Here is a 9,628-nt window from a genome sequence, read left to right as displayed (position 1 = left end):
GGGCCCGGCACACGCTGGGCCCGGCACACGCTGGGCCCGGCACACGCTGGGCCCGGCACACGCTGGGCCCGGCACACGCTGGGCCCGGCACACGCTGGGCCCGGCACACGCTGTCGAGCTGATGTCGTAGACGACTCAGCTCGACAGCGAGGCAGGCTCGACCGGTCAGGCACGCACGACGGGCCTGGCAGGAAGGCTCCCGTCAGCGGGCTCCCGCGCCGGAGTCCGCCCCCTCCTGCCCTCGGGCATGGGGCAGCTCGACAGGCGCGCACGGCCTTCTGACGCCGGCACCGGCGCCGCTCGGTCCGGCGCACACCGGTGTCGGCTGCGGTGGGAGGCGCACCGGGCGTTCAGGCCTGCTTGAGTACCTCGGAGACCAGGTCCTTCGCCTCCTGCTGGATCCGGGCGAGGTGCTCCGGGCCCTGGAAGGACTCGGCGTAGATCTTGTAGACGTCCTCGGTGCCCGACGGCCGGGCGGCGAACCAGCCCGACTCGGTGGTCACCTTGAGTCCGCCGATCGGCGCGTCGTTGCCGGGCGCGGTGGTGAGGGTCGCGGTGATCGGCTCGCCGGCCAGCTCCGTGGCGGTCACCTGCTCCGGCGAGAGCTTGCCGAGCACGGCCTTCTGCTCGCGGGTGGCCGGCGCGTCGATGCGGGCGTACGCGGGCGCGCCGAAGCGCTCGGCCAGCTCCGCCCAGTGCTCGCTGGGGGTGCGGCCGGTGGTCGCGATGATCTCGGCGGCGAGCAGGCAGAGCAGGAGGCCGTCCTTGTCGGTGGTCCAGGTGCTCCCGTCGCGGCGCAGGAAGGACGCGCCGGCGCTCTCCTCGCCGCCGAAGCCCACCGCGCCGTCGAGCAGCCCGGGCACGAACCACTTGAAGCCGACCGGCACCTCCAGCAGCGGGCGGCCCAGGTCGGCGGCGACCCGGTCGATCATCGAGGAGGAGACCAGGGTCTTGCCGACGGCGGCGGCCGGACCCCACTGCGTCCGGGTGCGGAACAGATGGCCGATCGCCACCGCCAGGTAGTGGTTGGGGTTCATCAGGCCCCCGTCGGGGGTGACGATGCCGTGCCGGTCGGCGTCGGCGTCGTTGCCGGTGGAGACCTGGTAGTCGGCGCGGGCGGCGATCAGGGAGGCCATCGCGTTCGGTGAGGAACAGTCCATCCGGATCTTGCCGTCGCCGTCCAGGGTCATGAACCGCCAGGTCGGGTCGACCGTCGGGTTGACCACGGTCAGGTCCAGCCGGTGCCGCTCGGCGATCTCGCCCCAGTAGGCCACGCTCGCGCCGCCGAGCGGGTCGGCGCCGATGCGCACCCCGGCGTCGCGGATCGCGTCGACGTCGATCGCCGCCGGCAGGTCGTCGACGTAGCGGGCGAGGAAGTCGTACGACCCGGTGGTGTCGGCGGCGCGGGCGCGGGCGTACGGGATCCGGCGGACCTCCTTCAGGCCGTCGGCGAGGATCGCGTTGGCCCGGTCCTGGATCCACCTCGTGACGTCGGCGTCCGCCGGGCCGCCGTGGGTGGGGTTGTACTTGAAGCCGCCGTCGCCGGGCGGGTTGTGCGACGGGGTGATGACGATGCCGTCGGCGAGCCCGCTGGTGCGCCCCCGGTTGTGGGTGAGGATGGCGTGCGACACCGCAGGGGTCGGCGTGTAGCCGTCGCGGCTGTCGAGCAGCACGGTGACCTCGTTGGCGGCGAGGACCTCGAGCGCGTCCACGGCGGCCGGGGCGGAGAGCGCGTGGGTGTCACGGCCGAGGAAGAGCGGCCCGTCCAGGCCCTGCTCGCGGCGGTAGTCACAGAGCGCCTGGGTGACCGCCAGGATGTGGTCGGAGTTGAACGCGTGGCGCAGGCTCGACCCGCGGTGCCCGGACGTGCCGAAGGAGACCTGCTGCGCCGGGTCCTGCGGATCGGGGTGCTCGGCGTAGTAGGCGGTCACCAGCCGCGGCACGTCGACCAGGTCGGCGGGCTGGGCGGGCTTGCCGGCCCGGGGATGACTGCTCACGGTTCCACCTTCTGTCCCTTGCCGATCACCACGATGCCGTTGTCGGAGACCGTGTAGCGCTGCCGGTCCTTCTCCAGGTCGACGCCGATCTCGGCCCCCTCGGGCACGATCACGTTCTTGTCGAGGATCGCCCGGCGCACGACCGCGTGCCGGCCGATGTCAACCCCCTCCATCAGCACCGCGCCGTCCACGTGCGCCCAGGAGTGCACCTTCACCTTGGGCGAGACGACCGAGTTCTCCACCAGCGAGCCGGAGATCACCGCGCCGGGCGACACCATCGAGGCGACCGCCCGGCCGACCCGCTCGCCCCACTGGTGCACGAACTTGGCCGGCGGGTACGTCAGCTGCCCCGTGTAGATGGGCCAGTCGAAGTTGTAGAGGTTGAACACCGGGTGCACGTTGATCAGGTCCATGTGGGCGTCGTAGAAGGAGTCGAGCGTCCCGACGTCACGCCAGTAGCCGCGGTCCCGGTCGGTGCTGCCGGGCACCTCGTTGTCGCGGAAGTCGTAGACGTTGGCCTCGCCGCGCTCGACCAGCATCGGGATGATGCTGCCGCCCATGTCGTGCTTGCTGGTCTTGTCCTCCGCGTCGCGCTCGACCGCCTCGCACAGCGCCTTGGTGCTGAACACGTAGTTGCCCATCGAGGCATAGATCTGGTCGGGCGCGTCGGGCAGGCCGACCGCGTCGGTGGGCTTCTCGCGGAACGCCCGGATCCGCCGGCCGTCCTCGCCGACCTCGATCACTCCGAACTGGTCGGCCATCGACAGCGGCTGCCGGATGCCGGCCACGGTGACGCCGGCGCCGGAGGCGATGTGGTCCTCCACCATCTGCCGGGGGTCCATCCGGTAGATGTGGTCGGCACCGAAGACGATCACGTGGTCGGGCTGCTCGTCGTGGATGAGGTTGAAGCTCTGGTAGATCGCGTCGGCGGAGCCGGCGAACCACCACGGGCCGCGGCGCTGCTGCGCCGGCACCGGGGTGACGTAGTTGCCGAGCAGGGTCGACATCCGCCACGTCTTGGTGATGTGCCGGTCCAGCGAGTGGGACTTGTACTGGGTCAGCACGACGATCTTGAGATAACCGGCGTTCGCCAGGTTGGACAGGACGAAGTCGACCATGCGGTACATCCCGCCGAACGGGACGGCCGGCTTGGCCCGGTCCGTGGTGAGCGGCATCAGGCGCTTGCCTTCTCCGCCGGCCAGGACGATCGCGAGCACCTTGGCAGCCATGTCCAGACGCTATCTACCCCGCCGTCACTTCACCACTCGTACGGCACAGTTCCACAGCCGGGTGCGGCAGCGCGTTCTGCACTAGGGTGCCGTTCATGAACGACTCCGCCGGGCTGCGCGTCGACCTGCTGACCCGTGAGTACCCGCCCGAGGTCTATGGCGGCGCCGGTGTGCACGTCGAGTACCTGGCCCGGGAGCTGCGCCGGCTCGCCGACGTACGGGTGCGCTGCTTCGGCGCGCCCCGCACCGAGGCGGGCGTCACCGCGTACACCGAACCGGCGGGCCTGACCGGCGCGAACGCCGCGCTGCGGACGATGGGCGTGGACCTGGAGATGGCCGCGGCCTGCGCCGGCACCGACGTGGTGCACAGCCACACGTGGTACGCCAACTTCGCGGGGCACACGGCGAAGCTGCTGCACGGCGTGCCGCACGTGGTGACCGCGCACAGCCTGGAGCCGCTGCGGCCGTGGAAGGCCGAGCAGCTCGGCGGCGGCTACGCGCTCTCCTCCTGGTGCGAGCGCACGGCGTTCGAGGCCGCCGACGCGGTCGTCGCGGTCAGCGAGGGGATGCGGCGCGACGTGCTGACCGCCTACCCGGCGGTGAACCCGGACCGGGTCCGGGTGGTGCACAACGGCATCGACACGGCGCAGTACGCCCCGGACCACGGCACGGACGTGGTGGACCGGCTCGGCATCGACCCGGCCCTGCCCAGCGTGGTGTACGTGGGGCGGATCACCCGGCAGAAGGGCCTGCCCTACCTGCTGCGCGCGGCGCGGGACCTGCCGGCGGACACCCAGCTGGTGCTCCTGGCCGGGGCGCCGGACACCCCGGACATCGCCGCCGAGGTGGAGGGCCTGGTGGCGGAGCTGCGGGCGAAGCGCTCCGGGGTGGTGTGGGTCGCGGAGATGCTGCCGAAGCACGAGGTGATCCAGGTGCTCACCCACGCCACGGTCTTCGTCTGCCCCTCGGTCTACGAGCCGATGGGCATCGTGAACCTGGAGGCGATGGCCTGCGAGACGGCGGTGGTGGCCACCGCCACCGGCGGCATCCCCGAGGTGGTCGCCGACGGCGGGACGGGGCTGCTGGTCCCCATCGAGCAGGCCACCGACGGCTCCGGGCGGCCGCTGGACCCGGACCGCTTCGTGGCCGACCTGGCGGCGGCGATGAACGAGATGCTCGCCGACCCGGCCCGCACCGCCGACCTCGGCCGGGCCGGGCGGCGGCGCGCCGTGGAGCACTTCTCCTGGGACACCATCGCCGCCCGCACCCTCGACCTCTACCGCTCGCTGCTGGCGTAAGGAAGGGCACCGAAGACACGCCTTGCGGGCGGCGGGCAGGATGGCGGCATGGGCTGGCGGAGAAGACGCGCGCCGGTGCGGCTGCGCAGCCGTTGGCTGCCCGGGTACTGGCTGCGGCACCCGCTGCCGAGCCTCATGGTCCTGCTGCTCGGCGCCGTGGTGTTCCTGTGGCTCGGAGTCGACTCGGCGCACCGCGCGCACCGGTTGGCCGCGTACGGCGTGCGTGCCGAGGCGACGGTGCTGGAGGTGCACCATCTTCAACGGGACTCGTACGTGGTGGCCGCCTTCACCACCGCCGACGGCCTCCGCGTCGTCGCTCAGGTCAGCGACTACTACTGGAATCCACCGCCGGTGGTGGGCGACGCGGCCACCGTGCTCTACGACCCGGCCGACCCCGCCGGGATCGTGCGCGACGTACGCCTCGGCGACGACTCCGTCATGGCCTGGCTCGGCGTCGTCCTGGCCGTGGCGTGGGGAGTGGGCGGCGGCGTCCTCCTGTGGCGCACGTGGTCGATGTGGCGCGAGAACGCCGAAGACTGGCGCTCCGGACGCCACTTCGCCTGACGGCGAATCGGGGCTCAGGTGACGTGCAGGGCGGCGGCGAGGCGGGCCCACCTGCTGGGCATAACGTTCCGGATCTCGGGACAGCAATAGATCTTGGCAGGAAACGGCCCTCCAGGGGACCATTTCGTACCAAGATCTACAACGCCACTATCCACACCCCGCCATCGTGCCCACGCCAGCCGCCGCGCCTTGGGCGACGATGGCGGACTCGGGCGGATGGCGCGGGCACCAGGTTGTCCGCCGGGCCCTGACCGGACCTCTCTGGACACGTCGGGAGGGAGGGCGATGGGTGCTTGGCCGCGCGCGAAAGGATCTCGCGCAGTAGGTTGAACCGGTGACTGGACGGTTCCCGATCGAAGACGTCTCCCCCGTCGTCTCCTGCGGTCGCTACCCGGCCAAGGCGGTGGTCGACGAGCCGGTGCCGGTGTCGGCCCGCGCCTACCGGGAGGGGCACGACGCGCTGGGCTGCAACGTGGTCTGGCGCGGTCCCGACGGGCGGGCCCGGCCGTTCACCCGGATGCGCCCCGGCGAGCCCGGGCAGGACCGCTGGCACGCGGTGATCCGCCCCGACGCGGTCGGCGAGTGGACCTTCACCGTCGAGGCGTTCCAGGACCCGTACCTGACCTGGCAGAACGCGGTCACCAAGAAGATCGCCGCCGGTCAGGGGCCGGCGGACCTGGCCAACGACCTCGCCGAGGGCGCCCGGGTGCTGACCGCGGCCGTGGAGCTGGTGCCGGCCGGCGACGCGGGGCGGGTCCGCGCGGCGGTGGCGGCGCTGGGCGACGCCGACAGGGAGCTGCCCCGGCGGGTCGCCCCCGCGCTGGAGCTGGCCGACCTGCTCTGGGCGCACCCGGTCCGCGAGCTGGTCACCACCGGCGCGGAGCACCGGCTGTGGGTGGACCGCCGGCGGGCGCTCTTCTCCGCCTGGTACGAGTTCTTCCCCCGCTCGGAGGGCGCCATCCCGGCGACGGTCGACGCGCCGGCCCGCTCCGGCACGTTCGCCACCGCCGCCGAGCGCCTGCCGGGCGTCGCGGCGATGGGCTTCGACGTGCTCTACCTGCCGCCGATCCACCCGATCGGCCGGGTCAACCGCAAGGGCCCCAACAACTCGCTGACCGCCGGGCCGGACGACGTCGGCTCGCCGTGGGCCATCGGCGCCGCCGAGGGCGGCCACGACACCATCCACCCCGACCTGGGTACGCCGGAGGACTTCCGCGACTTCGTCGCCGCCGCCGCCGAGCAGGGCCTGGAGGTGGCGATGGACCTGGCGTTGCAGTGCGCGCCGGACCACCCGTGGGTGACCGAGCACCCGGAGTGGTTCACCACCCGGGCCGACGGCAGCATCGCGTACGCGGAGAACCCGCCGAAGAAGTACCAGGACATCTACCCCGTCAACTTCGACAACGACCCGGAGGGCATCCGGGCCGAGGTCCTGCGGGTGGTGCTGCACTGGGTCGGCGAGGGCATCCGGATCTTCCGGGTGGACAACCCGCACACCAAGCCGTTCGACTTCTGGCACTGGCTGATCGCCGAGGTGAAGAAGGTCGACCCGGACGTGCTCTTCCTCGCCGAGGCGTTCACCCGGCCGGCGATCATGCACGGGCTGGGCAAGGTCGGCTTCACCCAGTCGTACACGTACTTCACCTGGCGCACGTCGGCGGCGGAGATGCGGGCGTACTGCGAGGAGCTGGTCGAGGCGGCCGACTACATGCGGCCCAACTTCTGGCCGAACACGCCGGACATCCTGCACGAGTCGTTGCAGCACGGCGGCCCGCCGATGTTCAAGATCCGGGCGGTGCTGGCCGCGCTGCTCTCCCCCTCCTGGGGCATGTACGCCGGCTACGAGCTGTTCGAGCACGTCGCCCGCCCCGGCGCCGAGGAGTACCTGGACAACGAGAAGTACGAGCTGCGCCCCCGGGACTGGGCCGGTGCCCAGGCGCAGGGCCGCTCCCTCGCGCCGTTCATCGCGGTGCTCAACCGCGTACGCCGGGAGAACCCGGCCCTGCACGCGCTGCGCAACCTGGTCTTCCACGACATCGACAACCCGGCGCTGCTCTGCTGGTCCAAGCACGACCCGGACACGGGCAACACGGTCCTCGTGGTCTGCTCGTTCGACCCGCAGACGGTGCAGTGGGGCAACACCACGCTGGACATGCCCGCGCTCGGTCTCGACTGGCACGACCGGTTCACCGTGCGCGACGAGCTGACCGGCGCCAGCTACGACTGGGGGCAGCGCAACGCCGTGCGCCTCGACCCGTATCTGCAACCGGCGCACGTGCTGACGGTGCGGCGACCCGCGCCCGGTGCCGGCCCCGTGCCGGCGCAGGCGGCGCCGGACCTGACCGTCGAAGACGTTCCGGACGACCTCTCGGGCGGCACCGCCCCCACCACTTCCGCCCAGAAGGACGACGCCCGATGGACCAGTTGATCGCCGGCGCCACGCACGACCCGCACGCCGTCCTCGGCGCGCACCCGGCCGACGGGCGGACGGTCGTCCGGACGCTGCGCCGGGGCGCCGCCGACGTCGCCCTCGTCGTCGACGGCGAGCGGCACCGGATGCGGCGGGTGCACGACGTCGGCGTCTTCGAGGCGGAGGTCGCGGGCGAGGTGCTCGACTACCGCGTCGAGGTCGACGGCCGGACCCACGACGACCCGTACCGCTACCCGCCCACCCTGGGCGAGCTGGACCTGCACCTCATCGGCGAGGGCCGGCACGAGCGACTCTGGGAGGCGCTCGGCGCGCGGGTCTTCGACGAGGGCGTGGCGTTCACCGTCTGGGCGCCGAACGCGCGCGGGGTGCGGGTGGTCGGGGACTTCGCGGGCTGGGCGCCGGACGACGGCTGGCCGATGCGCTCGCTCGGCGGCAGCGGGGTGTGGGAGCTGTTCGTCCCGGGCGTCGGGGCGGGGGCCCGCTACAAGTACCGGATCCTGGGCGCCGACGGGCAGTGGCGGGACAAGGCCGACCCCCTGGCGGCGTACGCGGAGGTGCCGCCGGCCACGGCCTCGGTGGTGCACCACTCGACGTACGAGTGGGGCGACGCCGACTGGCTGGCGCGGCGGGCCCGGCGGCAGCCGCACCAGGAGCCGATGAGCGTCTACGAGGTGCACCTCGGCTCGTGGCGCCCCGGGCTCAGCTACCGGGAGCTGGCCGAGCAGCTGACCGCGTACGTCACGGAGCTGGGCTTCACGCACGTGGAGTTGCTGCCCGTGATGGAGCACCCGTTCGGCGGCTCCTGGGGCTACCAGGTCACCGGCTACTACGCGCCGACGTCCCGCTTCGGCGACCCCGACGAGTTCCGGCACCTCGTGGACGCGCTGCACGCCGCCGGCGTCGGCGTCATCCTGGACTGGGTGCCGGCGCACTTCCCCAAGGACGAGTGGGCCCTCGGTCGCTTCGACGGCACCGCCCTCTATGAGCACCCCGACCCGCGCCGGGGCGAACACCCCGACTGGGGCACGTACGTCTTCGACTTCGGCCGCCCGGAGGTGCGCAACTTCCTGGTCGCCAACGCGCTCTACTGGTGCGACCAGTTCCACGTCGACGGGCTGCGGGTGGACGCGGTGGCCTCGATGCTCTACCTGGACTACTCCCGCCAGGAGGGGCAGTGGCTGCCCAACCGGCACGGCGGCCGGGAGAACCTGGAGGCCATCGCGTTCATGCAGGAGGTCAACGCAACGGTCTACAAGCACCACGCCGGGGTGACGATGATCGCCGAGGAGTCCACCGCCTGGCCGGGGGTCACCCGCGCCACGGCCGACGGCGGGCTCGGCTTCGGCTTCAAGTGGAACATGGGCTGGATGCACGACACCCTGCTCTACACGTCGAAGGACCCCGTCCACCGGCAGCACCACCACCATCAGCTCACGTTCTCCCTGGCGTACGCCTGGAGCGAGAACTACGTGCTGCCGATCAGCCACGACGAGGTGGTGCACGGCAAGGGCTCCCTGGCCGGCAAGATGCCCGGCGACACCTGGCAGCGGCTGGCCAACGTACGCGCGCTGCTGGCGTACATGTGGGCGCACCCGGGCAAGCAGCTGCTCTTCATGGGCTGCGAGCTGGCCGACGACCGGGAGTGGAGCGAGGAGCGGGGCCTCGACTGGTACCTGCTGCACGACCCGGCCCGCGCCGGGGTGCAGCGCCTCGTCGGCGACCTGAACCGCGTCTACCGGGACACCCCCGCGCTGTGGGCGCAGGACACCGAGCCGGCCGGTTTCCGCTGGATCGCCGGCGACGACGTCGCCAACAACACCGTCTCGTTCGTCCGGATCGCCCCCGACGGCGCGACCCTCGTCTGCGTGGCGAACTTCTCCGCCCTGCCGCTGGAGGACTACCGGATCGGACTGCCGGCCGGCGGCACGTGGGCGGAGGTGCTCAACACCGACGCCCACCACTACGGCGGGTCCGGGGTGGGCAACCTGGGCGCCGTGCACGCCGAGGACGTGCCGTGGCACGGGCTGCCCGCCTCGGCGGCGCTGCGGGTGCCCCCGCTCGGCGTGCTCTGGCTGCGCCGCGACTGACCGGCCGTCACTCAGCACACGC

Annotated in this window: 6 protein-coding genes; 4 read left to right on the top strand and 2 right to left on the bottom strand. The window is 72.4% G+C overall.

Going from position 1 to position 9,628, the window contains the following annotated elements:
* Positions 1-350: 350 nt before the first annotated feature.
* On the bottom strand, positions 351-1,997 hold the full coding sequence (gene pgm, locus EV374_RS15265) for a phosphoglucomutase (alpha-D-glucose-1,6-bisphosphate-dependent) (protein ID WP_132235812.1): 1,647 nt from the start codon (positions 1,995-1,997) through the stop codon (positions 351-353).
* Positions 1,994-3,226 (bottom strand): glucose-1-phosphate adenylyltransferase, encoded by a 1,233-nt coding sequence (gene glgC / locus EV374_RS15260; protein WP_132235810.1) that lies wholly within the window; start codon positions 3,224-3,226, stop codon positions 1,994-1,996. The genes pgm and glgC overlap by 4 nt, the downstream gene beginning before the upstream one ends.
* Before the next feature lie 95 nt (positions 3,227-3,321).
* On the opposite strand from glgC, the gene glgA reads away from it, so the two are divergent.
* The 4 genes from glgA to glgB all read left to right on the top strand — a co-directional run bounded on the left by glgA (position 3,322) and on the right by glgB (position 9,606).
* Positions 3,322-4,524 carry a glycogen synthase gene (gene glgA, locus EV374_RS15255; RefSeq protein ID WP_132235808.1) on the top strand — a complete coding sequence of 401 codons (1,203 nt, stop codon included), beginning with the start codon at positions 3,322-3,324 and terminating at the stop codon, positions 4,522-4,524.
* 48 nt (positions 4,525-4,572) lie between these two features.
* A complete protein-coding gene (locus EV374_RS15250; RefSeq protein WP_132235806.1) occupies positions 4,573-5,088 on the top strand; it encodes a DUF3592 domain-containing protein in 516 nt (171 codons plus the stop codon).
* A gap of 334 nt (positions 5,089-5,422) precedes the next feature.
* Entirely contained in the window at positions 5,423-7,516 is a 2,094-nt protein-coding gene (locus EV374_RS15245; protein WP_132235804.1) for an alpha-1,4-glucan--maltose-1-phosphate maltosyltransferase, read from the top strand.
* A complete protein-coding gene (gene glgB, locus EV374_RS15240) occupies positions 7,504-9,606 on the top strand; it encodes a 1,4-alpha-glucan branching protein GlgB (protein WP_132235802.1) in 2,103 nt (700 codons plus the stop codon). Before EV374_RS15245 ends, glgB begins: the two co-directional genes overlap by 13 nt.
* The last annotated feature ends 22 nt before the right edge of the window (positions 9,607-9,628 follow it).

Source organism: Micromonospora sp. CNZ303, assembly GCF_004345505.1.
Note: the sequence above shows the minus strand (reverse complement) of the source record. Positions and strands in the feature narration are given on the sequence as shown.